The organism is Sanguibacter inulinus (genome assembly GCF_013415325.1).
Classification (GTDB): domain Bacteria; phylum Actinomycetota; class Actinomycetes; order Actinomycetales; family Cellulomonadaceae; genus Sanguibacter; species Sanguibacter inulinus.
The window spans coordinates 1-26,821 of sequence record NZ_JACBYE010000053.1 but is presented as its reverse complement, the minus strand read 5'-3'; the positions used below and the strand labels follow the sequence as shown (position 1 = coordinate 26,821).

General features: G+C 71.1%; 21 protein-coding genes. 11 read left to right on the top strand and 10 right to left on the bottom strand.

Going from position 1 to position 26,821, the window contains the following annotated elements; translation table 11 throughout:
• From HZZ10_RS16230 to HZZ10_RS16205, 6 genes are all read right to left on the bottom strand, one after another.
• On the bottom strand, nt 1-882 hold an 882-nt coding region (locus tag HZZ10_RS16230), incomplete at its 3' end, for an ABC transporter ATP-binding protein (RefSeq protein WP_179914296.1).
• The gene (locus HZZ10_RS16225; protein ID WP_179914295.1) at nt 879-1,640 is read right to left on the bottom strand and encodes an ABC transporter ATP-binding protein; all 762 of its coding nucleotides are present in this window, start codon (nt 1,638-1,640) and stop codon (nt 879-881) included. The genes HZZ10_RS16230 and HZZ10_RS16225, both read right to left, overlap by 4 nt.
• A 115-nt stretch (nt 1,641-1,755) precedes the next feature.
• Nucleotides 1,756-2,718, bottom strand: coding sequence for an ABC transporter permease (locus HZZ10_RS16220; protein ID WP_179914294.1), 963 nt, complete (start codon nt 2,716-2,718; stop codon nt 1,756-1,758).
• Nucleotides 2,715-3,653: an ABC transporter permease gene (locus HZZ10_RS16215; protein ID WP_179914293.1), complete on the bottom strand. Its 939-nt coding sequence runs from the start codon at nt 3,651-3,653 to the stop codon at nt 2,715-2,717. The genes HZZ10_RS16220 and HZZ10_RS16215 overlap by 4 nt, the downstream gene beginning before the upstream one ends.
• Nucleotides 3,654-5,285 (bottom strand): ABC transporter substrate-binding protein, encoded by a 1,632-nt coding sequence (locus tag HZZ10_RS16210; protein ID WP_179914292.1) that lies wholly within the window; start codon nt 5,283-5,285, stop codon nt 3,654-3,656.
• Nucleotides 5,286-5,705: 420 nt separating this feature from the next.
• Nucleotides 5,706-7,139 (bottom strand): amidohydrolase family protein, encoded by a 1,434-nt coding sequence (locus HZZ10_RS16205; RefSeq protein ID WP_179914291.1) that lies wholly within the window; start codon nt 7,137-7,139, stop codon nt 5,706-5,708.
• Nucleotides 7,140-7,242: 103 nt separating this feature from the next.
• On the opposite strand from HZZ10_RS16205, the gene HZZ10_RS16200 reads away from it, so the two are divergent.
• On the top strand, nt 7,243-8,958 hold the full coding sequence (locus tag HZZ10_RS16200) for a cation:proton antiporter (protein ID WP_179914290.1): 1,716 nt from the start codon (nt 7,243-7,245) through the stop codon (nt 8,956-8,958).
• A gap of 145 nt (nt 8,959-9,103) precedes the next feature.
• Here the strand turns inward: HZZ10_RS16200 and HZZ10_RS16195 are convergent, their stop codons facing one another.
• Together HZZ10_RS16195 and HZZ10_RS16190 are read right to left on the bottom strand one after the other, a co-directional pair.
• Nucleotides 9,104-10,573, bottom strand: a complete 1,470-nt coding sequence (locus HZZ10_RS16195) for an HNH endonuclease signature motif containing protein (protein WP_179914289.1) — start codon at nt 10,571-10,573, stop codon at nt 9,104-9,106.
• A 568-nt stretch (nt 10,574-11,141) separates the two neighbouring features.
• On the bottom strand, nt 11,142-11,804 hold the full coding sequence (locus tag HZZ10_RS16190) for a TetR/AcrR family transcriptional regulator (RefSeq protein ID WP_179914288.1): 663 nt from the start codon (nt 11,802-11,804) through the stop codon (nt 11,142-11,144).
• Nucleotides 11,805-12,175: 371 nt separating this feature from the next.
• Between HZZ10_RS16190 and pdhA the strand changes: the two genes are divergently transcribed.
• The 10 genes from pdhA to HZZ10_RS16140 all read left to right on the top strand — a co-directional run bounded on the left by pdhA (nt 12,176) and on the right by HZZ10_RS16140 (nt 23,821).
• On the top strand, nt 12,176-13,354 hold the full coding sequence (gene pdhA / locus HZZ10_RS16185) for a pyruvate dehydrogenase (acetyl-transferring) E1 component subunit alpha (protein WP_179914287.1): 1,179 nt from the start codon (nt 12,176-12,178) through the stop codon (nt 13,352-13,354).
• Nucleotides 13,351-14,376 (top strand): alpha-ketoacid dehydrogenase subunit beta, encoded by a 1,026-nt coding sequence (locus tag HZZ10_RS16180; protein WP_179914286.1) that lies wholly within the window; start codon nt 13,351-13,353, stop codon nt 14,374-14,376. Before pdhA ends, HZZ10_RS16180 begins: the two co-directional genes overlap by 4 nt.
• Nucleotides 14,373-15,809, top strand: coding sequence for a dihydrolipoamide acetyltransferase family protein (locus HZZ10_RS16175; RefSeq protein ID WP_179914285.1), 1,437 nt, complete (start codon nt 14,373-14,375; stop codon nt 15,807-15,809). The genes HZZ10_RS16180 and HZZ10_RS16175 overlap by 4 nt, the downstream gene beginning before the upstream one ends.
• A gap of 323 nt (nt 15,810-16,132) precedes the next feature.
• The gene (locus HZZ10_RS16170; RefSeq protein WP_082543988.1) at nt 16,133-17,098 is read left to right on the top strand and encodes a carbohydrate ABC transporter permease; all 966 of its coding nucleotides are present in this window, start codon (nt 16,133-16,135) and stop codon (nt 17,096-17,098) included.
• Nucleotides 17,098-18,033, top strand: coding sequence for a carbohydrate ABC transporter permease (locus HZZ10_RS16165; RefSeq protein WP_179914284.1), 936 nt, complete (start codon nt 17,098-17,100; stop codon nt 18,031-18,033). Before HZZ10_RS16170 ends, HZZ10_RS16165 begins: the two co-directional genes overlap by 1 nt.
• Before the next feature lie 139 nt (nt 18,034-18,172).
• A complete protein-coding gene (locus tag HZZ10_RS16160) occupies nt 18,173-19,555 on the top strand; it encodes an ABC transporter substrate-binding protein (protein WP_179914283.1) in 1,383 nt (460 codons plus the stop codon).
• A complete protein-coding gene (locus tag HZZ10_RS16155) occupies nt 19,552-20,349 on the top strand; it encodes a glycerophosphodiester phosphodiesterase (protein WP_179914282.1) in 798 nt (265 codons plus the stop codon). The genes HZZ10_RS16160 and HZZ10_RS16155 overlap by 4 nt, the downstream gene beginning before the upstream one ends.
• A gap of 134 nt (nt 20,350-20,483) precedes the next feature.
• Complete coding sequence (locus HZZ10_RS16150; protein ID WP_179914281.1) at nt 20,484-21,686, top strand: type III polyketide synthase; 1,203 nt, start codon at nt 20,484-20,486, stop codon at nt 21,684-21,686.
• Between the two features lie 82 nt (nt 21,687-21,768).
• On the top strand, nt 21,769-22,626 hold the full coding sequence (locus tag HZZ10_RS16145) for a class I SAM-dependent methyltransferase (protein ID WP_179914280.1): 858 nt from the start codon (nt 21,769-21,771) through the stop codon (nt 22,624-22,626).
• On the top strand, nt 22,619-23,821 hold the full coding sequence (locus HZZ10_RS16140; protein ID WP_179914279.1) for an FAD-dependent oxidoreductase: 1,203 nt from the start codon (nt 22,619-22,621) through the stop codon (nt 23,819-23,821). Before HZZ10_RS16145 ends, HZZ10_RS16140 begins: the two co-directional genes overlap by 8 nt.
• Nucleotides 23,822-23,970: 149 nt before the next feature.
• On the opposite strand, the gene HZZ10_RS16135 is transcribed toward HZZ10_RS16140, so the two are convergent.
• Complete coding sequence (locus tag HZZ10_RS16135; RefSeq protein ID WP_179914278.1) at nt 23,971-24,819, bottom strand: UbiA family prenyltransferase; 849 nt, start codon at nt 24,817-24,819, stop codon at nt 23,971-23,973.
• A gap of 137 nt (nt 24,820-24,956) precedes the next feature.
• Nucleotides 24,957-26,648 (bottom strand): methyltransferase domain-containing protein, encoded by a 1,692-nt coding sequence (locus tag HZZ10_RS16130; RefSeq protein WP_308507602.1) that lies wholly within the window; start codon nt 26,646-26,648, stop codon nt 24,957-24,959.
• Nucleotides 26,649-26,821 lie beyond the last annotated feature (173 nt).

Sequence of the window (26,821 nt, the reverse complement as noted above, 5' to 3'; positions counted from 1 at the left end):
CGGCAGGTCCTCTGTCGTCTCGGGGAGCCGGTCTGCCTGGCGCAGGCGCGGTGCAGCGGCGAGCAGGGCGCGGCTGTAGGGGTGCTGGGGGCTTCGGAAGAAGGCGTCGGCAGGCGCGTCTTCGACGATCACGCCGTCGCGCATGACGACCACCGCGTCGCAGAGCCGGTGCACGACCGCGAGGTCGTGGGAGATGAGCACGACGGTCAGCCCGAGCCTCTCGCGCAGGTCGGCCAGGAGGTCGAGCACCGTGCGCTGGACGGAGACGTCGAGGGCCGAGGTGGGCTCGTCGGCGACGAGCACCTGAGGTTCGAGGGCGAGGGCCCGCGCGATCGCTACCCGTTGCCGCTGGCCACCGGAGAGCTGGCGCGGGCGGGCGTCGAGCACCTCGGGCGGGAGCCGCACGAGCTCGACGAGCTCGACGCTGCGGCTCCGCACCTGTCCGCGCGGCACGATCGAGTGGACGGACAACAGCTCGCGCAGCACCTGGCCGACGGTCATGCGCGGGTTGAGCGAGGCGTAGGGGTCCTGGTAGACGACCTGCACGGCGCGCCGCTGCGCGATGGTCCGGGACGTGCCGGCCAGCACCTCACCGTCGAGGAGTACCTGCCCCCCGGCCGGGGCGAGCTCTCCGGCCACGGCCCGGGCCACCGATGTCTTGCCGGAGCCGGACTCGCCCACGATCCCGAGGACGCTGCCGGCCTCGACGCTCAGGCTGACACCGTGGACCACCCGGGTGCTTCCGTAGGCGATCTCGAGGTCGCGCAGCTCGAGACGCGGGGGGCGAGGACCCGGTGAGCGAAGGGCTTCGGGCCCTGCGGAGGCCTGGGCATGTCGAGCTCCCGTCGTCCCCTGCTGCTCGTGGTGCTCTGGTCTGCTCACGGCGCTCCTGCCTCGGGGATCTCGAGCACGGCGTCGAGCAGCGTGCGCGTGTACGGGTGCTGCGGCGCACCGACCACCTGGTCGATCGTCCCGGACTCGACGACCCGACCGGCCTGCATCACCGAGACCGTGCTGCAGACCTGGCTGACGACAGCGAGGTCGTGGCTGACGAAGACCACCGTGAGACCGCGGTCGACCCGGAGCCTCTCGATCAGCGCGAGCACCTGCGCCTGGACGGTGACGTCGAGCGCCGTGGTGGGCTCGTCGCAGAGCAGGATGTCGGGCTCGGCGGCCAGGGCGACGGCGAGCACGACGCGCTGGCGCTGACCGCCGGACAGCTCGTGCGGGTAGGAGCGCAGCCGACGCTCGGGGTCGGGGATGCCGACCTCCTCGAACAGCTCGAGGGCGCGGCGCCGTGCAGCCGCCTTGGTCATCCCCCGGACGTGACGGCAGACCTCTATGACCTGGCTGCCGACGGTCACGAGGGGGTCGAGGGCGCTCGACGGGTCCTGGAACACCATGCCGAGCCGGCCTGTGACGCCGATGCTCCCGCCCGTGATCTCGACGCCGCGGGGCAGCAGACCGATCACGGAGCGCAGCGTGAGGCTCTTGCCCGAGCCGGACTCCCCGACCAGCCCGACGGCGGCGCCTGCCGGGACGTCGAGGTCGACGCCGTGCACGAGCGTGCCCGCCCGTGAGGCGATGGCCAGGCCGCGGACGGTCACGGCGTGGCCGGGTGCTGCGGCGGTCCTGGTCATGTCGCTGTCCTGGTCATGAGGCGGTCCTGGTCACGAGGCTGTCCTGGTCGTGCGGCTGTCCTGGTCGTGCGGCTGTCCTGGTCGTGCGGCTGTCCTGGCCGCGCAGCGCTCCCGATCATTCCGCTCTCCAGACGTCGGCGATGCCGTCGCCGAGGAGGGACAGCCCGATGCCCGTGTAGACGACGAGCGCCCCGGGGGCCACCGACAGCCACCACTGCGTGGAGATGAAGGCCTTGCCGTCGGTGATCATGGTCCCCCAGTCGGGGGTCGGCGGCTGGACACCGAGACCGAGGTAGCTGAGCGTGACGACCGCGACGATGACGAAGACCACGTCGTTCATCAGCAGGACCACGGCCTGGGTGAGGGTGTTCGGGAGGATGTGCCGCACGACCACCCTGCCGTGGGACAGGCCTCCACCCCGTGCTGCGACCACCCAGGGGGACGCCCTGTAGACGGCGGTCGTGTTGCGCAGCACCCGTGCGTAGGTGACCCACCCGACCAGGGCGAGCGCCACGTAGATGCCCTTCTCCCCCGCGCCGACGGCGAAGACCACCGCGACGACGATCACGTAGAAGGGGAAGGCCACGACGGTGTCGACCACCCGGGCGACGACCCAGTCGAACCGGCCGCCGACGTAGCCGGCGACGGTGCCGAGCAGCACCCCCGTCACGAAGGGCACGACGACGGCGAGCCCCGCGATCCGCAGATCGGTCCGCGCCCCGTAGAGCAGGCGTGAGTAGAGGTCGCGGCCGAGCTGGTCGGTCCCGAGCCAGTGCGCGGCTGACGGTCCCTGGAGACCGTTGAGCAGGTCTTGGGCGGCCGGGTCGTGGGTCGCGAGCAGCGGGGCGAAGACGGCAGCGACGACGATCGATGCCGTGATGACGACGCCCGCGACGAAGGCGGGGGTGCGCAGCGCGCGGCGCCACGTCGGGTCGGCGCGGCGGGCGATGCGCTCTCGTCCGTCGCGCGGGTCCGTCTCGCCGGTGCCCGCTGGCTCGACCACGACGTCTGGGCGGTCGGACCGGCCCGGCCGGTCTGCGGGGGGCTCGGCGGCGGCTGCGACGAGGTCGGCGCTCATGCCGCGATCCGGGTGCGTGGGTCGAGACGGTTGACGACGAGGTCGGTCAGCACCGTCACCAGGACGACCAGCACCGCGCAGAACAGGGCGACACCCTGGACGACCGGGAAGTCCCGGCTGCCGATCGAGTCGAACATCAGGGCGCCGAGCCCGTTGATCGCGAAGACCCGCTCGACCACGAGGGTCCCTCCGATCATGTAGGCGATGTTGAGGCCGAAGAGGGTCACCGTCGGCAGGGCCGCGTTGCGCAGCACGTGCACCAGGACCCTCCGTCGTGGAAGTCCCGCGGCCGTGAGCGTCGCGACGAAGTCGGCGTCGAGCACCTCGAGCAGCTGGGCCCGCAGCGTGCGGACCAGGACCGGGGTGAGCGAGACGGCGACGGCTGCTGCTGGCAGCACGAGGCTGCGGATCCCCTGGTCACCGCCGCCTGCGGGCAACCAGCCGAGGTTGACGGCGAAGACGAGGATCAGCAGGAGACCGACCCAGAACGTCGGCATGGCGAGCCCGACCGCGGGGACCACGCGGATCACGTGGTCGATCGCGCGGTCTTTGTGCAGGGCCGCGAGCAGCGCGAGCGGCACGACGAGGACGACCGTGAAGACGACCGAGAGCGCCACGATCTCCAGGCTCACCCCGACCCTGTCGAGGATCAGCCCACGGGTGGGGACCCCGTAGAGCAGCGAGGTCCCCGAGTCGCCGTGGACCACGACGCTCACGACGAAGCTCCACAGCTGGGCGAGCAGCGGACGGTCCAGGCCGAGCTCGGCCTCGAGGTCGGCGACGGCCTGGTCGGTCGCCTGGTCGCCGAGGATCGCCGCGGCCGGACCGCCCGGGACGAGCCGCAGGAGGAAGAAGGTGGCCAGGACCACCCCGACGACCACGGGGACCACCGTGAGGGCGGTGCGCCGCAGCCACCGGAGCGAACCCCGGGTCATCTACTGCTCGAGCCAGGTGTCCTGGAGGCGGACGCTGCCGTTGGGCAGGACCGTGAGGCCCTGGACCTTGGCCGACGAGGCCTTGATGTTCGACGGGTAGGACAGCGGGATGAAGGGAGCGTCGTCGGCGATCAGCTGCTGGATCTGCGAGTAGACCTGCGTGCGCTCGTCCCCGTCGGGCAGCGTGCGACCTTCGGTGATGAGCTGGGTGACCTCGTCGTTGGAGTAGTGCGTCCAGTAGCCGTTGGTCCCGCCCTCGGGGTCTGCCTGGAAGGTGACGATGCCGTTCGGGTCGGCGGCGTCGCTCGTCGCACCGTTGAGCATGAAGGAGTAGTCGAAGGCACGGAAACGCTCACGGAAGGCCGCGAGGTCGATCGACTCGATCTGAACCGTGATGCCGATCTCGGCGAGCTGCGCCTGGATGATCTGCGCCTCCTGAGCGCGCAGGTCGTTGCCCGAGGCGATGAGCAGCGAGGTGCTGAACCCGTCGGGGTAGGCAGAGTCGGCGATCGCGTCCTTGGCTGCCTCGACGTCGTAGTCGAGGGTGGTGATCGAGTCGTCGTAGCCGGGGATCGACGGCGGCAGGACCGAGCCGGCGACCTCGGCGGTGCCGAAGCTCGTCGCCTGGACGATGCCCTCGCGGTCGAGGGCGTAGGAGACCGCACGACGCACGTCGCGGTCCTTGAAGTGCTCGTCGAGGGTGTTGAAGAACAGCTCTTCGACCTGCCACCCGGGCGTGATGCTCACGGCGAGGGAGGTGTTCGACTGGAGCGTGGCGACGTTGGCGCTCGACACGGAGTCGATGACGTCGACCTGACCGGCCTGGAGCTGCGCGACGAGCTGGTTGTCGTCCTGGACGAGCCTGTAGACGACCTCGTCGAGGTACGGCTTGCCGTCCTGCCAGTAGCTCTCGTTGGCGGTGAAGGAGATGTCGCCGCCCTCGGTCCACTCGTCGACGACGAAGGGGCCAGTGCCGACAGGGTTCTTGAAGAACGTGGCCTCGTCGACGCCCCCGAGGTCCTTCGGCAGGATGCCGTTGGCGAACCCGGCGAGCTCGGCCGCGAAGGGGGTGTAGGGGGCAGAGAGCGTGATGACGACAGTGTTCTCGCCCTGGGCCTCGATCGAGGTGATCGGGGCTCCGAGCGGCAGCGGCCCGCCGATGTCGAGGTGGCGCTGGAGGGAGAAGACGACGTCGGCCGGGGTGAGCGGCGTGCCGTCGGAGAAGGTCACGCCGTCGCGCAGCGTGAAGGTCCAGACGAGCCCGTCGTCGCTCGAGGAGTACTCGCTCGCGAGCCACGGCTCGATCTGGCCCTCCGCGTCGAAGGCGAGCAGGGGCTCGAAGACCTTGTCGATCGCGAAGGCGTTGTTCGCGGTGATCTCGCGGTGCAGGTCGAGCGACGTCGGGGACTGCGTGCGGGCGAAGGTCAGGGTGCCGCCGGGCTGGGGCTCGGCGGAGGTGGTCTCGGTCGAGGCACCCGTCGAGGGGGTGGTCGCCGAGCCTCCTGAGCCTGCGTCCCCTGAGCCCGAGGAGCACGAACAGAGCGCGACGGCCAGGGCTGCCGACAGGGCGACCGCGGAGGCGGTCCGCGTCGTCGTCGTGCGTGTCATGGTCCGGGGGCGCGTGATGTTCACGTCGGTGCTTCCTGTCGTGTCAGCCGAGGGTTCTCGGCGGGGCCCGCGCGCGGAGGACTGCCACCCGGGAAGGGGCAGCGTACGCGGGGTGCTCGTCCGACGATTTCACGCTTCGGACGGCGTGGACAGCATCGTCCCACATGACGGGAAGTGTGGGCGCGCGGTGGGTCGGCGGGGCCAGCAGGCGGCGGCCGGGGCGAGCGCCGAGGGCGTTGCCGTCGCAGCGGGCAGAGCAGCCGACGAGGAGACTTCGAGCGGGGCGCGCACCGCACACACGGCGGACACGGCAGGTCCGGCAGGTCCGGCAGGTCCGGCAGGTCCGGCGGGTCCGGCGGGGACTGCGCGGACGGCGGGGACTGCGGGGACGGCGCGGACTGCGGGGAGCGAACCTCGTCACTTGATGGCCCGCCAGCACCCCAGTCAGCCGACAGCAGCCCCTCCGAGAAACACCGTCTCGACGGTTCGTGGGTCGCGGAGCACCGCAGTGTCGGTCGGGTCGCTCGTGAGCAGCACAGCGTCGAAGACCTGGCCCGGCTCGAGCCCCCCGGACCCCCGACCGAGGAGCCGTGCGCCTGCCTGCGTGGCTGCCACGAGCGCGCCGGCTGCTCCGAGACCAGCAGCCGCCAGGTGGTCGATCTCCGTGAGGTTGCGGCCGTGCTGGTCTGTCGTCCCGAAGTCGCTGCCCATCGCGACGGTCATGCCTGCCTCGACCGCACGACGGACCGCCCGCGGGTGCGCCTCGACGACTCGGGACGCTCGGGCGCGGACCCGCTCGGGCAGCTCTCCTCTGCGGGCCATCTCGGCGACCTCGCTGTAGATCGCGAGCGTCGGGACGAGCACGACACCGCCAGCCGCCCCGGCGTCTGCCTGGCGCTCGGTGAGGAACATGCCGTGCTCGACGGAGGCCACCCCGGCGGCGATCGAGTGCGTCAGGGCGTCGCCGCCCCACGCGTGCACCATCACCCGCACGCCGAGCCCGGCAGCCTCGTCGACCACGGCCCGGAGGTCGCGCACGTCGAAGGGCGACTCGTCCTCGGAGCCGTCGGGGGCCATCACTCCCCCGGTCGCGACCACCTTGATCCAGTCGGCGCCCTCCGCCACGAGCGAGCGCACCCGGGCACGGAGCGCCGCGGGGTCGCGGGCGAGCTCGTCGGTGATCGTCGCGACGGCCGTCTGCATCTGCGGGCCTACGAGACGACCGGCGACGAGGGCGTCGCGGATCGCGGACGCAGCACCACCCGCGTCTCGGACCGAGGTGACCCCCGCGCGCAGGGTGGCGGCAAGACCTGGGGCGGCGCGTGAGAGGAGCGCGGCGTCGGTGCGGTCGGCGGCGGAAGCCATGGGGTGATCCGCGGCGGAGCCCCCGGCTCCGTCTTCGTCTCTGTCGTCGTCGTCTTCGTCTTCGTCTTCGGGGAGGAAGGTGGTCCACCCCAGATGGGTGTGGCAGTCGACCACGCCGGGCATGAGCCAACGGCCGGAGGCGTCGAGGTGACGGACGGTTCCGGACCTTCGCCTGTCCGCAGCATCCTGCGGCGGACCACCGTCACTCGCACCTCGACTGATGCCGAGGCGCGCACCTTCGCCCTGCACGTCGTCCAAGGTCGCGCCACCACCGTGCACGTCATGCCGAAGCGTGCCGGGCACTCGCTCGTCACCGTGGCCCGCGCACCCGGTCGGCCTGCCGTCGACTCCCGTGCCGCCGCGCTCGACCGCGACGATCGTCCCCCCGACGACGGTCACCGTCGCCGTCGCCGGGGAGAACGTCCCGTCACGGTCCATCACCTGGGCGCCCGTGACGACGAGCGTCGCCTCGTCGTGGTGCTCTGGGCGGGGTCCGTGCGGGCTGGTGCTCATGGGTCCAGGACAGTACCAGCGCAGGGTGTCACGAAAGGCAGTGTTCTAGGGTTGCCCCGGGGTGCGCAGCCCCGACAGTCGTGGGACGCGGAGGAACGACCTGATGGAACCGATGGTGCTGGTCCTGGGCGCGGTGGCGCTCATCGTCGCGTGTGCGGTGTTCTCGCGGAGGACCGGGATCGCCTCTCCTCTCATCTTGCTGCTCGTCGGGATCGCGATCAGCTACACGCCGATCGTCCCGGACTTCGAGGTGGACCCCGAGTGGATCCTCGCGGGGGTGCTGCCGCCGTTGCTCTACTCGGCGGCCGTCAACGTGCCGGTCATGGACCTGAGACGCAACCTCAAGCCGATCGCGGGCCTGTCCGTCACGCTCGTGCTCCTCACGTCTGTCGCGACCGGCTACGTCATCTACTGGTTGATCCCCGACCTCAACCTCGCGGCGTCGATCGCGCTGGGCGCGGTCATCAGCCCGACGGACGCCGTCGCGGCGACCTCGATCGGGAAGCGGCTCGGGCTGCCGTCGCGGCTCGTCACGGTCCTCGAGGGCGAGAGCCTCGTCAACGACGCGTCGGCTCTCGTGCTGCTGCGCTCGGCCGTCGCCGCCACGGCGGGGTCTGTCAGCCTGCTGGCCGTGGCTGGTGACTTCCTCTACGCCGTGGCTGCCGCGGTCCTCGTCGGCCTGGTCATCGGCTGGGTCTCGGTGACGGTGCGCGCCCGGCTCAACGATCCGGTACTCACCACGACGGTCTCGTTCATCGTGCCGTTCATCGCGTTCATCCCCGCCGAGGAGATCGGGGCCTCGGGGGTGCTGGCCGTGGTCGTGGCGGGGCTCGTCACAGGTCACCGCGGCGCACGCCAGCTGGCCGCGACCGAGCGGATCAGCGAGCACACGAACTGGATGACCGTGCAGTTCGTGCTCGAGCACGGGGTGTTCCTGCTCATGGGGCTCGAGATCCGCGGGCTCGTCCAGGAGGCGTCGAACGAAGGGGGCGGGCTCGACCAGGCCGTGCTCATCGGGCTCCTGCTGACGGTGCTGGTCGTCGTGCTGCGCTTCGCCTTCGTGATCCCGCAGATGGCCCTGATCCGGCGGGACGAGCGCAGACAGCTCGGCCGGCAGGAGGTCCTCGACGAGGCACGCGCCAAGATCGACGCGTATGCGCCGTCGGACGCCCGGATGGCGCGCCGCAAGTCGCGGGCTCAGCGGGGCATCGCGCAGAGGTCGGCCGATCTCGCCTTCGTCGAGAAGCAGGGACTCTCGCTCAAGGGCAGCGTCATCATCGGGTGGGCCGGGATGCGCGGCGTGGTCACGCTGGCTGCTGCGCAGTCGCTGCCGTCGGACATCCCCAACCGCGCGCTGCTGATCCTGGTCGCGTTCACGGTCGCCGTCGTGACGCTCCTGGGGCTCGGCGGGTCGCTGCCACTGATCATCCGGCTCAGCAAGATTCAGGGTGACGACCGAGACGTGCACCGCACCGAGGTCCGGTCGCTCCTCCAGCAGGCCAACGACGCCGCGCTGTCGGTGCTCGACGACCCTGAGGGCATCCGCATCGACGGGGTCGAGGTCGCGCCGGAGGTGATCGAGCACGTCCGGAAGAACCACACGAGGGTCGGCGAGGTCGCCACGAAGACGCGCGACCCGCGGCGGGCCAACGCGCGGACGCAGCAGATCGTCCTCGAGCGGCGCATGCTCGAGGCCGCGAGGAACGAGCTGCTGGACGCGCGTGCGATCGGAGCGCACAGCTCGAAAGCGATCCAGAAGGCGCAGAGCGTCTTCGACGTGGAGGAGTACAGGCTCGACAGGATGAGCCGGAAGGCCTGAGGCTGCGGCGGGCTGGGCTGGGCTGGGCTGGGGCGAGATTGCGCCGGCCGGGCCGATTCGCGCTGGTGCGAAGTTGAGCCTGGCCGGGCGGGACGTGGCCGGACCCTACCGCTCCTGACCGGGGCGGAACCTATCGAGATCCTCCTCAGAACGGTGGTGGTCCGTCGAATGTCGACCCGCCAGTGATCGACGGGGCAGCAGCCATCGCGGCTCCCGCGTGCCTGCTAAGTCCTACGACTGGAGACGTCGTCTCGCCAGTATCCCTCCTTGGGGTCTGCAGGCAGACTGCCGCGTGGTCGACGTACGAGCGGCCCGAAGGTGCGTCCCAGGAGACGGTGGACCCTCCGGACCTACCGCGTCCTGCTGCAGCACCTCCTGTCCGTGGTCTCCACCGAGAGGTGTGCTTGAGACGGTGGTGCTTCCTGCACAGGTGGATCAGGTTGTCGTGCGAGGTGGTTCCTCCGTGCGCCCAGTCCTCCACATGGTCGACGTCGCAGCGCTCGGCACGACGCGAGCACCCTGGGAAGCGGCACGTCTCGTCACGGATCTTCAGCCACGACCTCAGGTCCGCAGGGACCGTGTACCTGTCTCGGCCGACCGAGAGGACGGCGCCGGTCTCGGGGTGGGTGAGCAGCCTGAGGAACGATGGTGCGTGAGCCGCGAGGTGGCGTGCCGTCATCGCGTCGATCGGACCGTAGCCAGCGAGGTCGCCGGGCTCGTCGGAGCGCCCGAGGAGCGTCATGACGGGCACGGTGACCGCGACCACGGGTCGGATGCCGCGCATCGACACCGAGAGAGAGCCAGGGTGACTGACACCGGGCTCTGAGCGGGCAGGACGAGTCGTGTCGGCCTCGGTCCGGGTGCTCCAGACCGAGTCGGCGGTCGTGGCGCTGCGGGCGTCGTCGTCCAGGAGAAGCTCGACGCAGGCGTCCGCGCGCAGCTGTGCCAGGGTTCGCGGCTCGTCAGGTCCCTGGCACGCGGCTGCGAGGTCCGAGAGCCTGTGGAAGATCGCCGAGGCCTGCACAGCGGGTAACAGCTGGTGCAACCACGCCATGCCGTCACGGGCGACCTCCAGCTCGACGTGGCGCTCGACGAGGGCCGCTGTGTGACGGTCCACCAGGGGTCGTGGATCGTGACGTTCACGAGCACGCCGGGCGACCCGGCTCAGGTTCGCCACCGTGGTGGTCGTCGCTCGCTCAGCGAGCATCGCGTCGAGGGTCAGCCTCGGCGCCTCGTCCAGTGCGGCCGTCGCCGACATGACGACCTGAGCGTGCCTGTACGACAACGCCCCGTCACGCAGCGCCGTCATCGTGGCGGGGAGCTCGTGCACCAAGGCCTCGGACTCGACCAGGAGTGCCATCACCGCTCCCTCGGGCACGCGGAGCGCGCACGCCAGCTCGGCGGTCGTCGAGCGCGCCGCGATCATGTGGTCGTCCATCGACCCTCGGCTCTTGCCCCGAGCCCGCGCCAGAGCGTCGACCGAGTCCCTCGACCACTTCCGCACCTGGTCGACCAGCTCCGCACGACGCGCCGCCACCACGGCGAGCTCGCGGTCGGCAGCGACCACCGCGTCGAGCAGCACGCCCAGGAACTCGTCGGCCTCGGCGTAGGACACCGGCAGTGGGTGGGAAGTTCCGGTCGATGGGTCGACGTGAGCAGCGGCGGAGACCGGAGATGCAGCGGTCGCCGGCGCGGGCGGAGCAGTCGCCGGCGCGGGCGGAGTGGTCGCCGGTGCGGACAGAGCAGTCGCCGGAGCGACCGGAGCAGTCAGCGCGGGGGCCGAGTCAGACCGGTTCGAACTTCGTGAACGGTCCGTTGAGTGACGCGGTGAGAAAGGAGGTGTGAGGGTAGGTGAGAGCACCGCGTGCCCGGCACTGCCCGATCGGCGTGCTTCGCGACCGGAGAGGCGCCCAGTGCCTGCGGGCCCGGACAGGTGACCGACGACGCTGGGCAGACCCGCAGCGTCACGAGACTGACGAGACTCCTCAGCCAGAGCTCCGGCGCGCGGCAGCGCCAGATCGCTGCTCATGGCGGTTTCGGTTGACATGCGGCAAATCTACTGTTTGCCTCTGACATCGGGATGAGCACCTCGCGATCGCGCGGCTGACACCTGGGTTCGGCACCTCCCGATCCCGCGAACCGCACCCGGACTCGGACTCGGACTCAGACTCGGCATATCCGGATCAGGCGGTCTCCCGCAGCAGCCCCAGCGCAGCCAGCGCCGCCCGAGCGTGCGTCTGCGCCCGATCCAGGTCGGGGGCGGGTTCGAGGCCGAGGAGACGGCGGCGGTGTGCCTCACCGAGCAGCAGGCCGAAGAGCTGCTCCGCCTCGTCCAACCTGGCAGCAGCCTCTCCCGAGCCGCCTCCATCGTCACCACCCTGCGACGAGATCGCGTCTGCGAGCGCGACCACGTACTGACGCGGTCCCGTGGCATAGAAGGTCGCAGCGAGGTCCGGGAAGCTCGGTGCCTCGGCGATGACGAGCCTGTGGAGACCGACACCCTCGTCGGAGAGCAGGGTGCGGACGATGCGGGTGCTGAGTCCGAGCAGGTCTGACGCGTCGGCCGCCCCGGCCTGGGCGACGACGTCGTGGTGGAGCTGGTCGACGACAGCCGTGAAGACAGCTGCCTTGTCGCCGAAGTAGGTGTAGACGGTGCGCTTGGTCACCTGTCCGGCTGCGGCGATCTGGTCGAGCGTGGTCGCCGAGTACCCGTGGGCGAGGAAGGTCGCCGTCGCCGCGCGGAGGATGTCGCTGCGACGGGTCTCGCGCTCGTGGGCGGCTGGGCGTCCGCGCTTGCGAGCGGCGGGGGCTGGTGTGCTCGCTCCAGCCGGTGGGGCGTCGGCCATGGGGCTCCTCGATGTCGGGACGGACTTCCGGCGGCGCGGTGGGTCACCGGAGCGGTGGGTCGGTGCGTGGTGCGGCAGGTCGGTACGTGGCGCGGTCGGTCGGTAGGGGGGCGGTCGGTCGAGCACGCACCGGCGCCGATGTGAGCGGCACACCCAGCGAACGGGCTCCTGCGCTGCCTGCGGATCGCTCATCGGCAGCAGCGGGCGTGGCGACCATCACTATGAAACCAGAGCGTTTCATTTGGATCCACTCTCCGTGCCGTCACATAATGACACGTAGCCGTTTCATTAAGAGGGTGCTCTCTCCTCCCTCGTCAGCGGCCCAGTCACCCACCGGCCACGGCCGGTCCCCAGCCGAGCGAAGGAGCCCCATGAGCCGGGCCGCACCTCTCCCCTCACACGACACGACCACGAGCGCCTCTACCACCCCGCCCTCCCGCGAAGACCAGCTCGCCCGGTACCAGCAGATGCTGCTGATCCGTCGCTTCGAAGAGCGCGCGGCGCGCGCCTACACCGAGGCCGAGGTCGGCGGCTACTGCCACCTCAACCTCGGCGAGGAGGCGACGGTCGTCGGCCTCATGGCCGCCCTCGAGCCGACCGACTACCTGTTCACCAACTACCGCGAGCACGGCTACGCCCTCTGCCGCGGCATCAGCCCGGGGCGCATCATGGCCGAGCTCTACGGCCGTCGCGACGGTGTGTCGGGCGAATGGGGCGGGTCGATGCATCTCTTCGACGCGCAGTCGCGCCTGCTCGGCGGTTACGGCATCGTCGGCGGACAGCTGCCCCTCGCCACCGGCGCAGCCCTGGCCGTCGACTACAGGTCCGGCTCCGAGGTCGTCATGTGCCTCATGGGCGAGGGCACCACCAACATCGGCGCCTTCCACGAGTCCCTCAACATCGCGGCGCTGTGGGGTCTTCCGGTCGTCTACGTCGTCATCAACAACGGCACAGGCATGGGCACGACTGTCGAGCAGTCCTCGGCCGAGCCCGAGATCTTCCGGCGCGCCGCCTCGTACAGGATGGCCTCGGCCCGCGTCGACGGGACCGACCCTGTCGCGGTCGAGCGCGCTGCCGCCGAGGCTGTCGCCGTCGCGCGCACAGGGCGGCCGTACCTGCTGGAGGCGACGAGCGAGCGCCTGCGCGGGCACTCCGTGGTCGACCCCGCGGCCTACCGCTCCCCCGAGACCGTCGCCGCCGTCCGGGCCGCCGACCCTGTCGCGCTGCTCGCCGCAGCACTGCTCGCCGACGGCGTCGACGAGAAGACCCTCGCCGAGATCGACACCCAGGTCCTGGCAGACGTCGCGGAGGCCGTGGCCTTCGCCGAGGCGAGCGAGCACCCCGACCCCTCGACGCTCTTCGACCACACCTACGCCACACCGGTCCCGAACGACTCCAGGCGCCTACCCGGAGACGCGCTCTACCCGGCCGCACCGAGACCAGCCGGCAGGACCCCGGGCACCACGTCCTCAGGACAGGTCGCACGACCAGCACCACCCGCGGGGCTCGGCGCCTCGACCGTCACCCAGCACACAGGAGCCCACGCATGAGCATGATGACCTACCGCCAGGCCGTGCACGACACCCTCCAGTCGGAGATGCGCCGCGACCCCGACGTCCTGCTCCTCGGCGAGGAGATCGGCGTCTTCGAAGGGTCCTACAAGATCACCGCGGGGCTGCTCGCCGAGTTCGGGGAGAAGCGGGTGCGCGACACCCCTATCGCCGAAGAGGGCTTCACGGGGGCGGCTGTCGGTGCGGCGATGCTCGGGCTGCGTCCTGTCGTGGAGATCATGACCATCAACTTCTCGTTGCTCGCCCTCGACCAGATCATCAACCACGCCGCGAAGATCTACGGCATGTTCGGCGGGCAGACCTCGGTCCCCCTGGTCATCCGGACCCCCGGGGGCGGCGGGCAGCAGCTCGGCGCGACCCACTCGCAGAACATCGAGCTGTTCTACGCCTTCGTCCCCGGCATGAAGGTCGTCGCCCCCAGCACCCCGGCCGATGCCAAGGCGCTGCTGCTCGCCGCGATCCGCGACGACGACCCCGTGCTGTTCCTCGAGAACCTCGCCCTCTACAACACCCGCGGGGAGGTGCCTGACGACGACACCCCTGCCGAGATCGGTCGAGCAGCCGTGACCCGTGTAGGCGCTGACATCACGCTCATCGGGTACTCCCGGATGGCCACGGTCGCCCTCGCCGTCGCCGAAGACCTCGCCCGGACCGACGGGATCGACGTCGAGGTGGTCGACCTGCGCAGCCTGCGTCCCCTCGACCGCGAGACGATCGTCGCCTCGGTCCGCAAGACCGGGTGTGCCGTGGTCGTCGAAGACGACTGGCTCACCTACGGGATCGGCGCCGAGATCGCCGCGACGATCTCCGACGGCGCCTTCGACCACCTCGACGCACCTGTCCGGCGGGTCGCGATGGCCGAGGTCCCGCTGCCCTACGCCAAGCCGCTCGAGACCGCCGCGCTGCCCTCCGCCCACGACGTCGCGCGGGCGGTCCGCGAGACCCTCGACGCCGTCGGCTGGTCCGCCCCCGCCCTGCCTACCCCGGAGACCCGCTCATGATCGAGATCCGCATGCCCCGCCTCTCCGACACCATGGAGGAGGGCACCATCACCTCCTGGACCACAACGATCGGGAGCACCGTCACCGCAGGCGATGTGCTCGTCGAGATCGAGACCGACAAGGCCGTCATGGAGCAGGAGGCCTTCGAGTCCGGCACGCTCACCCACATCCTCGTGCCGGCCGGCGGGACGGCCCGGATCGGCGAGGTCATCGCGGTGCTCGACGGGCCTGACGACCTGGAGACCTTGGCACCGAAGGGATCATCCGCCGCAGAGGGGCTCCGTGGCCACGCCCCGGGAGACGACGCCCCTGACAGCTGCCTCGACGACACCCAGGCGGCGCCTGCTGCCGCTGGCTCCGACACGACACGAGCTGACACCTCGGCCGCTCAGCCTGGAGACGACGCCGCACCTGACGACGTCGACGGGCCGCCCGGCCGCGCACCCGGCGACGGGCCCAGGCTCACCTCGTCGCCGCTCGTGCGGCGCCTCGCACGGGAGCACGGCGTCGACCTGTCGAGCGTGCGCGGCACGGGGCCGGGCGGGCGGATCGTGCGGCGAGACCTGGAGGCCGCGCTCGACGACGGGACAGCACGGCACCTCTTGGACGACACGTCGCCACACCCGCTCACCGACGCGGACCAGCGTCGCGCGGCCGGTGGCCCCTCCGCGCAGACGACAGCACCCGCAGAGCCGACTTCCAGGTCCGCGGGCGCTGCGGACCTCGCACGCGGATCCGTCGAGCACCCGACGACCGCAGCCCAGCGGATCTCTGCCGAGCGTCTGACGCAGAGCACCTCGACCGTCCCCCAGTTCTCGGTCACGGCGACCGCCGACGTCACCGAGCTCGTCGCGCTGCGGTCCACGCTGGTGGCCGAGCTGGTCGCCGCAGGCCGCGCGAAGGTCAGCATGAACGACCTGGTCGTCCGAGCCTGCGCCCTGGCGCTGCGGGCGCACCCCGACGTGAACTCCTCCTACGAGATGGGCCCCGCCGGTCCTGTGCTGCTGCGCCACACACGGGTCAACGTCGGGGTCGCCGTCGCGACCGACCACGGGCTCGTCGTCCCGGTGGTCCGCGACGCCGACACCCTTCCCGTCTCCGGGGTGCACGAGGCGGTCGCCGGGCTCGCCGCGGCGGCCCACGCGCGCAGGCTCACGGTCGAGCAGATGCAGGGCGGGACCTTCACGGTCTCCAATCTCGGCATGCTCGGCGTCGAGCACTTCCGCGCGATCGTCAACCCGCCCGAGGCCGCGATCCTCGCCGTCGGGGCGGTGCGGCACGAACCTGCCGTCGCGGGCGGCGAGGTCGTCGTCAGGGCGCGGATGTCGCTCACGGTCTCGGTTGACCACCGTGCCGTCGACGGCGCCGGGGCGGCGGCATTCCTGCAGACCCTCGTCGGGCTGCTCGAACGCCCGTGGGCGATCGTGGGCTGAGGCGAGAACCCCAGCGGGGCATCCTCGCGGACGGCGGCGACGAGCGCAGCACCAGCTGGTGCCGCCGTCCCAGACACCCGGCCCGCGGGGAGCCGGCCCGGTCGACCTCGGGCACCCCGCATGTCCCCACGGCGACGAGCAGGCAGCCCCGCGGTGGCCGTCGGACGACCACCAGGTGTCGTCCGACGGCCGCAGGTGAGCACAGCCCACCGGGCCGGTGAACTGTCGGGGAACAGTCCCCGAACTCGAGCGTTATCGCAGATCAGGCACCAGATCGCTCCATAGTCTTGGCGCGTTCCCCCGATCCTGACTGGAGTCACGCGATGACCTCCGCGGCCTTGGACGCACCCCCTGATCTGACTGCCCCAGGCAGCCCCGCACCCTCCGGACCACCACCTGCTCGCCGGCGCCCACGCGCCCGCCGGTGGATGTCGTACCTCACCTTCATCGCCCTCGCGGGCCCGAACGTCGCCCTGCTCGTCGTCTTCGTCTACAAGCCTCTCGTGCAGAGCTTCCAGTACTCGACGCTGCAGTGGAACATCGGGTCGCCGACAGCCCGCTCTGTTGGCCTGGGCAACTACGTCGACTGGTTCCAGGACCCCCGCACACCGGAGATCCTCACCACCACGGCCATCTTCACCGTCACGACGGTCGGCGGCTCGCTCGTCCTCGGTCTGCTGCTGGCCCTGCTGCTCAACCAGCGGCTCGCCGGTCGCGGCATCGCCCGCACCGTGGCCTTCGCGCCCTACGTGCTCTCGGGCATCGCCGTCGGCATGCTGTGGCTGTTCATCTTCGACCCGCGCTACGGCCTGATGTCGACGGTCCTCGCGTGGATCGGCCTGAACTCCCCCGACTGGTACAACGACGGCCCCTGGGCCCTCGCGATGGTCATCATCGTCTACCTGTGGAAGAACATCGGCTACGTCGCGCTGATCTACCTGGCCGGCCTCCAGGCCGTGCCGCAGGACCTGCGCGACGCCGCGGCCCTCGACGGCGCGTCGTCACGGCGCACGCTCGTCTCGATCGTGCTGCCGCTGCTGGGACCGACGACCTTCTTCCTCTCGGTCACCACGCTGCTCAGCTCGCTGCAGTCCTTCGACATCATCCACGCGATGACCAAGGGCGGCCCGCTCGGCAGCACCACCACCCTCATGTACCAGATCTACCAGGAGAGCTTCGTGTCCGGCCGCGCCGGGTACGCCTCCGCGGTCGCCACGATCCTCTTCGGCATCTTGCTGGTCATCACACTCGTCCAGCTGAAGTTCGTCGAGCGGAAGGTGCACTACTGATGAGCCTCGACCTGCCTACCCGCGCCGACCACCAGAAGACCGCGAGCGCCGCCACCCCACCTCGCACGCCCCGTGGTCGCGGCGAGGGCCGCGAGCGCCCTGCGCGTCGCAGCGGGGCCCTGCCGGGCACCGTGGCCTCGTACGTGACGATGGTCGTGGCTGTCGCGGTGATGTCCGTGCCGCTGGTGTGGATGCTCTTCGCGAGCTTCAAGCAGCCTGACGAGATCTACTCGATCCCCTTGCAGTGGTTGCCGGGGAGCTTTGCCCCCGACAACTACGCCCAGGTGGCGGACACTCTGCCGATCGGGCGGTTGTTCCTCAACAGCCTCGGTCTGACGATCGTCGGGTCGGGTCTGAAGATGCTGCTGGGTCTGTGCTGCGCCTACGCGCTGGTGTTCTTGGAGTTCCCGGGGAAGAAGATCGTCTTCGGTGTGGTGATCTTCGCGCTGCTGATCCCGCAGCAGATCACGATCATCCCGAACTACACGCTGGTGGCCTCGCTCGGGTGGCTCAACACGTACCAGGGGATCTTGGTACCTGGTCTGGCGAGCGCCTTCGGGACCTTCTTGTTCCGTCAGCACTTCCTCACGCTGCCGGTGTCGATCCTCGAGGCTGCGGCGCTCGACGGTGCTGGGCACTGGCGCCGGCTGTGGGGCTTCGTGCTCCCCATGTCGCTGCCGACCATCGCCGCTGTCGGGCTGGTCTCGATGGTCGCGGAGTGGAACGAGTACCTGTGGCCGTTCCTCGTGGTCGACAACGCGGAGCTCATGACGCTCCCGGTCGGTCTGACGCTGCTGCAGAACGTCGACGGTCTCAACAACTGGGGTGTCCTGATGGCCGCCACCGTGCTGGTGACCGCGCCGATCCTCGCTGTGTTCCTCGTCCTGCAGCGTCGTCTGGTGGCTGGCCTGACGGCCGGCGCCGTGACGGGCTGAGGGCCGGTCCTCCGTCCGATCTCCCCGGGCCAGCGCACGACGGCTGCTGCCTGACCTGCCGGCCCCTCTCGTCTCACCTGCATCTCTCTTCTTGTCCTTCTTCACGTCCTCGTAGCACCACACTCAAGGAGCACCTCTCGTGTCGAACTCGACCAACGTCTTCTCTGCGGACTCTGGCTGGATCCCCAGCCGACGCAACGTCCTGCAGCTCGGCGGTCTCGGAGCCGTCGGGCTCTTCCTGGCCGCGTGCAGCGGCCCGTCCGTCAGCGAGGGCAGCGCCCGCGCCGACGGTCAGCCGGCGACCGACTGGTCCACGGTCACCCCCGCGAAGGAGATCACCTGGTGGAGCAACCACCCGGGTGCCTCCAAGGAGATCGAAGAAGAGCTCATCAAGCGCTTCAACGAGGTCCACCCCGACATCGCCGTGAAGCTCGTGACGGCGGGCGCCAACTACGACGAGGTCGCCCAGCGCTTCCAGGCGGCGTCCTCGACGTCGAACCTGCCCGACCTGGTCATCTCCTCGGACGTGTGGTGGTTCCGGTACTTCCTCAACGGCCAGATCATGGCCCTCGACGAGGTGTTCACCCACCTCGACGTGGACACCAAGGACTTCAACACGACGCTGTACTCGGACTACGAGTTCGACTCCAAGCACTGGGCTGCGCCGTACGCGCGCTCGACGCCGCTGTTCTACTACAACAAGACGGTGTGGGCGGCTGCTGGCCTGCCCGACCGTGGCCCGAAGACGTGGGCAGAGCTCGAGGAGTGGGCTCCGGCGATCCGCGAGCAGGTGCCCGCCGACGGTGCACCGCTGGGCCTGGGCACCGGGACCTCGTGGGCCGGCTGGTGGATGGAGAACATCCTCTGGGGTCAGGGCGCGGCGTACTCCGACGAGTGGACCGTCACCCTGGACACCCCCGAGGCCGAGGCTGCGGGCGAGTTCGTGCGTGGGCTGTTCAACGACTCGAAGGTCGCCGGTGTCGGCACCGACACGCAGGCGAACTTCGCCGCCGGGATCTTCGGCTCCTTCGTCGGGTCGACGGGTTCGCTCAAGGGGCTGCTCGACGCGGCCGACTTCGAGATCGGCACGGCCTTCCTGCCCGACGGCCCCTCGGGCTCGGGCGTTCCGACCGGTGGTACCGGTCTGGCGATCCCGTCCTCGCGCAGCCCCGAGCAGCAGCTCGCCGCAGCGATGTTCCTCGCCTTCATCACCGACGCGGAGAACACCGCGTACTTCTCGGCGAACACCGGGTACATGCCGGTTCGTACCTCCGCGCAGGAGGGTGAGACGATGGCTGCGATCTACGAGACCACCCCGCAGTTCCGCACGGCGATCGACCAGCTCGAGACGAAGACACGGACCCAGGACTGGGTCCGGGTGTTCGTGCCCGGCGGTGACCAGATCATCACCGACGGCATCGAGCAGATGGTGCTCAAGAACACCCCGGCCGCCGAGGCGTGGGCTGCGATCACGCCCCGACTGGAGAAGGCGTTCTCCGAGAACGTGGAGCCCTACCTGTGACCACCACCCTCCCTGTCCCCCTCCCCGCCCAGCGCAGCACCCGGCCTCTGGTGATCGCGCACCGCGGGAGCTCGTCCCTGGCTCCGCAGAACACCCTCGCGGCCTTCGAGTCCGCGTGGCGCAGCGGCGCGGACAGCATCGAGATCGACATCCAGCTCGACGCCGACAACGTGCCCGTGGTGATCCACGACGACACCGTCGACGCGACGACCGACGGGTCGGGTGCCGTCGGACAGATGCACTCTGACGAGCTGCGCCGTCTCGACGCCGGGTCGTGGTTCTCCCCCGCGTACGCGGGTCAGAAGATCCCCACCTTCGACGAGGTGCTCCGTCTCCTCGTCGCCCGTCCGGGCATCGAGCTGCTGCTCGAGCTCAAGGGCGACTGGGACGCCGCAGGCGTGCAGGTGGCTGTCGACGCGATCCGTCAGGCCGGTCTGGTGGACCGCGTCGTGGCGCAGAGCTTCTCCCGGGAGACCGTCGCCGCGCTGCGCGACGTCGCCCCTGAGATGCGCCGTGGTCTGCTCGTCTTCGGGGTCGACCACACGCTGCTCGACGTGTGCGCCGAGCTCGGCGTCATGGCGTGCAACCCCCACGGTGGTCTGCTGCTCGACGACCCGACGCTGCTCGAACGCCTGCAGGCGGCTGGGATCGCTGTCATGGTGTGGACCGCCAACGAGCCCGAGCACTGGGCGGCTCTCGTCGAGGCCCGCGTCGACGGGATCATCACCGACCGTCCGGACGCGCTCGTCGGGTGGCTCTCGGCGACCGGGGCGGCGCCGGCGCCCCGGGGCTGAGCCTGCTGGCTCGTACGAGGCCCCGCACCCTCACCGAGGGTGCGGGGTCTCGTGCGTCTGCCGGGCCCCGCCCTGTGCAGGCCGTCCACGCCCCGTCCCCCTGCGCTGACCTGGGACGAGAGTTACAGTCGCCTATGACCATCAGCGTGCGGTCCATCTCGACGGCAGTCCCTCCCACAGTCATCCAGCAGGCCGACATGCGTGACCTGCTCCTCGCCCAGCCCGAGCGCAGCCGCCTCGCCCGTCGGCTGATCTCCGCGGCCTTCGACGCCTCGGCCATCGACACCCGGCACACCGTGGTCTCCGACCTCGCCCCCGACAGCCCCGAGAGGCTAGACCCGGGAGCCGACGGTGTCGCAGCCCCGTTCTTCGTCGACCCCGCCGACGGTCACGTGCTCTCCCCGACCACGCGTCCCCGCAACGACAGGTACGTCGCCGAGGTGCCCGGGCTGATCCTCGACGCCGCCCGCGGCGCGCTCGCCGCATCCGGCGGTCTCGGGACGGCTGACGTCACGCACGTCGTCACGGCCTCGTGCACGGGGTTCTTCGCCCCGGGACCCGACTACGTCCTCGTCCGCGACCTCGGTCTCCCCGCGACCACCCGGCGTCTGCACGTGGGGTTCATGGGCTGCTACGCCGCCTTCCCCGCGCTCTCTGCCGCGAGGTCCATCTGCGTCGAAGACCCCGACGCCGTCGTGCTCGTGGTCTGCGTCGAGCTGTGCTCCCTGCACCTCGAGGCCTCCGACGACCCCGACGTGATCGTCGCGTCCTCGGTCTTCGCCGACGGTGCCGCCGCCGCAGTCGTCACCGGGCGTCCCGCACCTGCCGGGCACCTCGTGCTCGACCTCGACACGCTGCGCACCACGCTCACGCCCGTCGGCGAGCAGGACATGGCCTGGACGATCGGCGACCACGGCTTCGAGATGGTCTTGTCCAGGTACGTGCCCTCGATCATCTCCGAGCACATCCGCGGCGCCCTCGACCCCGTCCTGGCGGAGATCGGCACCGGCACCGCGACCGCCCACGCCGAGGTCCCCCGCTGGGCCGTGCACCCCGGCGGACGGTCCGTGCTCGACAAGGTCCAGGACGCCCTCGCCCTCGACGACGCCCAGATGGCACCCTCGCGCGACGTGCTCCGCGAGCACGGCAACATGTCGAGCGCGACGATCTTGTTCATCCTCGCCCGGATGCTCCGCGACGCTGCTGACAGCCCGGCCCCTGGAGAGTCGCAGCAGGTGTGCGCGATGGCCTTCGGGCCGGGGCTCACCGTCGAGTCGGCGCTGCTCACGCTGCGACGCTCGGACGGCGACGACCGCGTGAGCGGGGACGAGCAGTGAGCGGGGAGCAGCACAGGATCCGCGACCAGCGAGCAGACGGCCCCGGGCGAGCTGACAGCGCCGGGCAAGCGAGCGGGGCGTCGTGCTGAACCGCTCTCTCGACAGCCTCGCCCAGGCGGTCGTCGGTCACAGCCTCGCCGACAGGGAGCTCGAGGCCGAAGAGATCATGGACGACCCCGACTGCGACCTCGAAGGGCTGCGGCGCACCTACCAGCAGTTCGTCGTCGTCAACCGCCTCGTGTCTGGGTGGCGCGGGGTCTACGTGCACAGGCTGCGGCCGTTGCTGTCGGCCGAGCGCACGACCACGCTCCTCGACATCGGGTCAGGTGGGGGCGACGTCCCCCGGGCGCTCGCCGGCTGGGCGGCGCGTGACGGCCTGCGGCTCGAGATCACCGCGATCGACCCCGACGACAGGGCGACCGCCTACGCCACCAGCCTGCCGCCGGTGCCGCACCTAAGGTTCCGGCAGTGCTTCAGCTCCGACCTCGTCCGTGAGGGGGCGCGCTTCGACATCGTCACCTCCAACCACGTGCTCCACCACCTGGGCCCGCAGCAGCTCGACGGCCTGCTCGCCGACAGCACAGACCTCGCGCGCCGCCTCGTGGTGCACGACGACATCGCCCGCAGCCCCCTCGCCGCGCTCGGATACTGGGTCGGGACCCTGCCGCTGCACAGGCGAGGTCGCCCGCACGCGTCCTTCGTGCGCGACGACGGTCTGCTCTCGATCCGCCGCAGCTACACCCCGGACGAGCTCGCAGCCGTGCTGCCGGCGGGGTGGACCGTGGGACGGGCGCCGTTCCGGGTGCTCGCTGTGCTGGATGTCGCACAGAACGCCGAGACACCACCCGAGGCGAGCGCAGCAGCCGTGCGGGGCGAGAGCACCACATCCGTGCGGGGCGAGACTGCCGTGACGACGCCCGACGGAGCCGACCGTGCGTGACGTGCTGATCGTCGGGGCCGGGGCGGTCGGGCTCGCGCTGGCCGCTCGGCTGCTCGACGCCGGGCTCGACGTTGTCCTCTGGGAGCGACGCCCCGCACCGACCGGGCTGTCCAGGGCCATCGGCATCCACGCCCCCGCGCTCGACGTGCTCGCCGAGGCCGGCGTCGCGCAGCAGGTCGTCGACGAGGCCGTGCTCGTGCGCCGGGGCATCGCCCGCACCCGGGACAGGGTCCTCGGCGTCGTGCCCTTCGACGGGGTCTCACCGCGGTTCCCCTTCGTCGCGACCCTGCCCCAGGCCCGGACCGAGGAGATCCTGCACGCCCGCGTCGAGGCGCTGAGCCCGGGGAGCGTGCAACGCGGGGCCACGCTGCTCTCGCTCGTCGAGGAGAGTGACGGCGTGCGGGTGACCGGTGTCGTCGACGAGCCTGGTGCTGCGGTTGCTGGGGGTGCCCCCCGCACCGGCACCGGCGCCGGCACACCCCCCAGCGTCGTCGAGGAGACCGCACGCTTCGTCGTCGCGGCCGACGGGTCCCGCAGCACGGTCCGGGACCTGCTCGGCATCACCGCTCCCGTGCGCAGCTACCCCGACACCTACGTCATGGCCGACCTGCTCGACACGACAGGCGCGGGGCCCGACGCCGTCATCCACCTCGAGCGCGACGGGGTCGTCGAGTCCTTCCCGCTGCCCGGCGGGCTGCGGCGCTGGGTCGTGCGCACTGACGCGAGGGTCGTCGGCCCGACGCCCGAGCAGCTCGCCGCAGTCGTCGAGCACCGCACTGGAGTTCCCGTCGACCCGAGCACGTGCAGCATGATCAGCTCCTTCGCGGTCAGGCGCAGGCTCGCCGACCGCACAGTGCAGGGCCGCACGATCCTGCTCGGCGACGCCGCCCACGAGATCAGCCCCATCGGCGGGCAGGGCATGAACCTCGGCTGGCTCGACGCCGGTCGGCTCGCCCAGGTCCTGATCCCTGCCGCCCGGACCGGCGCAGTCCCGAGCGAGGCGCTCGCACGCTTCGACGCGGCACGACGTCGCCGTGCTCGCTGGGCCGCCCGGCAGGCAGAGGCCAACATGGCGCTCGGACGGCCGACGTCTGGGACTGCGGCGTCGGTCCGGGACGTGCTCCTCACCGGAGCCCTGCGCGGCCCGGCCCGTGGGGCTCTCGCCTCGGTCTACGCGATGCGGATGCTGCGCTGAGATTCGCGGATGCTGCGCTGAGCCTCGCGGACCGCGGCCGGCACTAGCGCGGCCAGCCGCAGGGTCAGGCGGTCGTCCGGAGACGGTCGGCCAGCCAGACGTCACGTCGTCAGGAAGTCACGCAGTCAGGCCGTCCCGCAGTCACGCCCTCACGCCGTCAGCGCGGTGCCTGACAGCGCGAGCTGTGCTGCGACCAAGAGGGACGCGACGATGATCAGCTGGAACAGCAGACGCCCCGGCGGGCGGGTCACCACGAGGACCACGCCCCACACGGCGATCCCGACGCACACCACGAGCGCCACGATCGCGACGACACCTGGGCTCTCGACCGACCCCGCCATGACCGGACCGACGGCCACGAGCACGGCCGCCATGGCGAGCGCGACGAAGGCGACGATCCCTGACGGCACGCGACCGAGCCTGTGCGGCAGGCCGTCGACGCCTGTGCTGGCGTCGTCGTCGAGGTCGGGCAGCACGTTGGTGAAGTGGATCGCGACCCCGAAGACCCCGCCCACGGCGAGGGCCCACCCAGCAGCCATCGCCGGTGGGTCGGCCGAGAGCGTCACCACGGCGGGCAGCAGCCCAAAGCTCAAGATGAACGGTGCTACCGAGAAGGCTGTGCGCTTGAGGCCCAGGTTGTAGGCCCAGCCTGAGGCGACGAGCACCAGGTGGGCGAGGGCTGCCTGCCAGCCGAGCGCGAAGGACGCGGGGACGGTGAGCGCAGCGGTCAGCCACGCTGCGGCCCGCACGGTCTGGACCGAGACGTCGCCGCGGGCGACGGGCTTGTCCGCGCGGGCCACTGCGCGGTCGCGGGCCGCGTCGACCCAGTCGTTGGAGAACCCGATCGACAGCTGCCCGCACAAGAAGGCGACACCCACCAGCACGACGGTCCAGGCCGGCAGACCCGACCCGACCGCGAGCACGACCGCGAGGACCGTGACTGTGGCCGTCGGCCCGGGATGGCTGGACAGCACGAGCGACCTCAGCGTGGCGAGCATGCGATCACCCTAGGGTCGCCCCAGACGTCGTGCCAGGTGAGAGCGCACGAGCGTTCTGGTGGGATGGCGACGGCTGGAGGACGGTCGCAGGCACCGAGAACGCGCCTCGCCGCCCGTCGTCAGGCCCGTGACCCTGCTCAGCCAGCCGCGTGCAGCGGGCGCCGCGCGACGAGCAGCACGTGGGTGTCGGGCCAGTCGACCTGCGAGCCGGTCTCGGCGTCGGTCAGGGTCACCCCGACGCTCAACCGGTTCTCGACCAGCCAGTCGTTGCGCCACGGGTGGCTCACCGGGTCGACCTCGAAGCCGGCGCCTGTGAGCAGCGCCGTCCAGTCGTCGAAGGTCAGGTCGCAGAACCTCTCGTGGCACTCGGACAGGTAGGAGTCCGTGTAGTCGCGGGTGTACAGGAACTCCGCAGCCGCGCGCAGCGTGAGCTCGGCGACCGTCGGGCTCAGCCACGTCACGTCGCAGGCACCACCCGAGAGCGCCGGGAAGTCCCGGGCGAACTGGCGCAGGCGCCCGGCAGGACTCAGCGACGCGAGGTAGGCCCGGACGTCGTCGGCGTCACGGCCCGTGAGGTCGACGGTCAGGTCTGGGCCTGCGTCGCCGGCCACGGTCGTCGTCTCTCGGGCAGGAGCGACGTCCTCCAGCCCGCCCACCGCCCCGGCCCCAGGCACCGGCTCCGGCGCTGGACCTTCGTCGAAGGTCAGCCGCACCAGACGGTCGCCGCCCGCAGGGCCGAGCACGTCCGAGCAGACCCACACGCCCCCGGGGACCGTGTGCTCGAAGATGCGGTCGGCGAGCAGACGCAGGTCGTCGGTCCCGGCCCCGTAGCTCGAGATCTCGTGGGTGAGCGCGACGGTCAGCGTGGTGTCGACGCTCGCCGGGGCGAACACGGCGCCGCTGAGCAGGTTGCGCTGGGCGAAGAGCACGTTGGGGTTCTCGAAGACCCCCTGCGCCTTGCGGTGCTCGGCCTCGGCGACGAGGTGACGCGAGACGTCGACGCCGTAGAGGTCGGACTCCCCCAGCCGCGGGTCGCGTGCCGCACGCTCGAGCAGCCCACCGGCCGCGCACCCCAGGTCGACGACCCGTCCGGGTTGCACGTAGGGCCCGACCTGCGCCCACTTGCGGTCCGAGCCGGCGTCGAAGTCGGCCGTGTACGTGCCGTAGTCCCGGGTGGCGGTGAGGTCGCCCTCGGCCGAGACCGTCGGGTCGTCGTGCACCCGCCGGACCAGCTCGTCGAGGTGGTACCTGTCGACGACCTCCACGGCCTGCGGGTGGGCCAGGTCTCGCCAGCGCGGGTCGCCCGTCGCGAGCATCTCCAAGACGTCCCACGGGCGTGCCGGGTCCCCCGGGGCGCCGGCCTCGACCGCTGCGATGCGGAAGCCCTCGGCCGCGTACTGCTCGGCGACCGCCGGGGTCGAGCACGCGACGACAGTGTTCTCGGGGCTCAGGAGCACACCGAGCCCGGCCTCGACCGTCGCGACGACGGTGTGCGCGAAGCGTGGGCTCTGCGGGACGTCGGCGACAGGCACCACGAGCGAGGGCAGACCGGCCACGGTCGTCACCCGCTCGACCATCGCCTCGCGGCGGTGCGCGGGGACAGGGTTGCGGCGCGTCCCGCTGTGGGTCGCCGAGGTCACGGCCCAGACGACCTGGACGTCGGGGGCGCAGACCACCGGCACCCCCTCGGTGTCCGAGACAGTGCCTGCGACGAGCGCCGTGAGGTAGTCGACCTGGAAGGACGTCACGAGGTGGTGACGCCCGGGGAACAGGACGTAGCGCACAGGACGGGGCGGCACAGGAACGGGCGGTGTGGTCGGTACAGGCACCGGGACAGCCTGCCACACCACCGGCGCTCCGAGGTCGCAAGGGCTAGCAAGGGCTAGCAAGGGCTAGCAAGGGCTAGCAAGGGCTAGCAAGGGCTAGCAAGGGCTAGCAAGGGCTAGCAAGGGCTAGCAAGGGCTAGCAAGGGCTAGCAAGGGCTAGCAAGGGCTAGCAAGGG

Excerpts from the sequence above, each read along its gene's own strand:
- HZZ10_RS16135 (WP_179914278.1), bottom strand. The coding sequence starts at position 24,819 with ATGCTCGCCACGCTGAGGTCGCTCGTGCTGTCCAGCCATCCCGGGCCG.
- HZZ10_RS16190 (WP_179914288.1), bottom strand. The coding sequence starts at position 11,804 with ATGGCCGACGCCCCACCGGCTGGAGCGAGCACACCAGCCCCCGCCGCT.
- HZZ10_RS16225 (WP_179914295.1), bottom strand. The coding sequence starts at position 1,640 with ATGACCAGGACCGCCGCAGCACCCGGCCACGCCGTGACCGTCCGCGGC.
- HZZ10_RS16150 (WP_179914281.1), top strand. The coding sequence starts at position 20,484 with ATGACCATCAGCGTGCGGTCCATCTCGACGGCAGTCCCTCCCACAGTC.
- HZZ10_RS16170 (WP_082543988.1), top strand. The coding sequence starts at position 16,133 with ATGACCTCCGCGGCCTTGGACGCACCCCCTGATCTGACTGCCCCAGGC.
- pdhA (WP_179914287.1), top strand. The coding sequence starts at position 12,176 with ATGAGCCGGGCCGCACCTCTCCCCTCACACGACACGACCACGAGCGCC.
- HZZ10_RS16215 (WP_179914293.1), bottom strand. The coding sequence starts at position 3,653 with ATGACCCGGGGTTCGCTCCGGTGGCTGCGGCGCACCGCCCTCACGGTG.
- HZZ10_RS16175 (WP_179914285.1), top strand. The coding sequence starts at position 14,373 with ATGATCGAGATCCGCATGCCCCGCCTCTCCGACACCATGGAGGAGGGC.
- HZZ10_RS16205 (WP_179914291.1), bottom strand. The coding sequence starts at position 7,139 with ATGAGCACCAGCCCGCACGGACCCCGCCCAGAGCACCACGACGAGGCG.
- HZZ10_RS16165 (WP_179914284.1), top strand. The coding sequence starts at position 17,098 with ATGAGCCTCGACCTGCCTACCCGCGCCGACCACCAGAAGACCGCGAGC.
- HZZ10_RS16180 (WP_179914286.1), top strand. The coding sequence starts at position 13,351 with ATGAGCATGATGACCTACCGCCAGGCCGTGCACGACACCCTCCAGTCG.
- HZZ10_RS16220 (WP_179914294.1), bottom strand. The coding sequence starts at position 2,718 with ATGAGCGCCGACCTCGTCGCAGCCGCCGCCGAGCCCCCCGCAGACCGG.
- HZZ10_RS16200 (WP_179914290.1), top strand. The coding sequence starts at position 7,243 with ATGGAACCGATGGTGCTGGTCCTGGGCGCGGTGGCGCTCATCGTCGCG.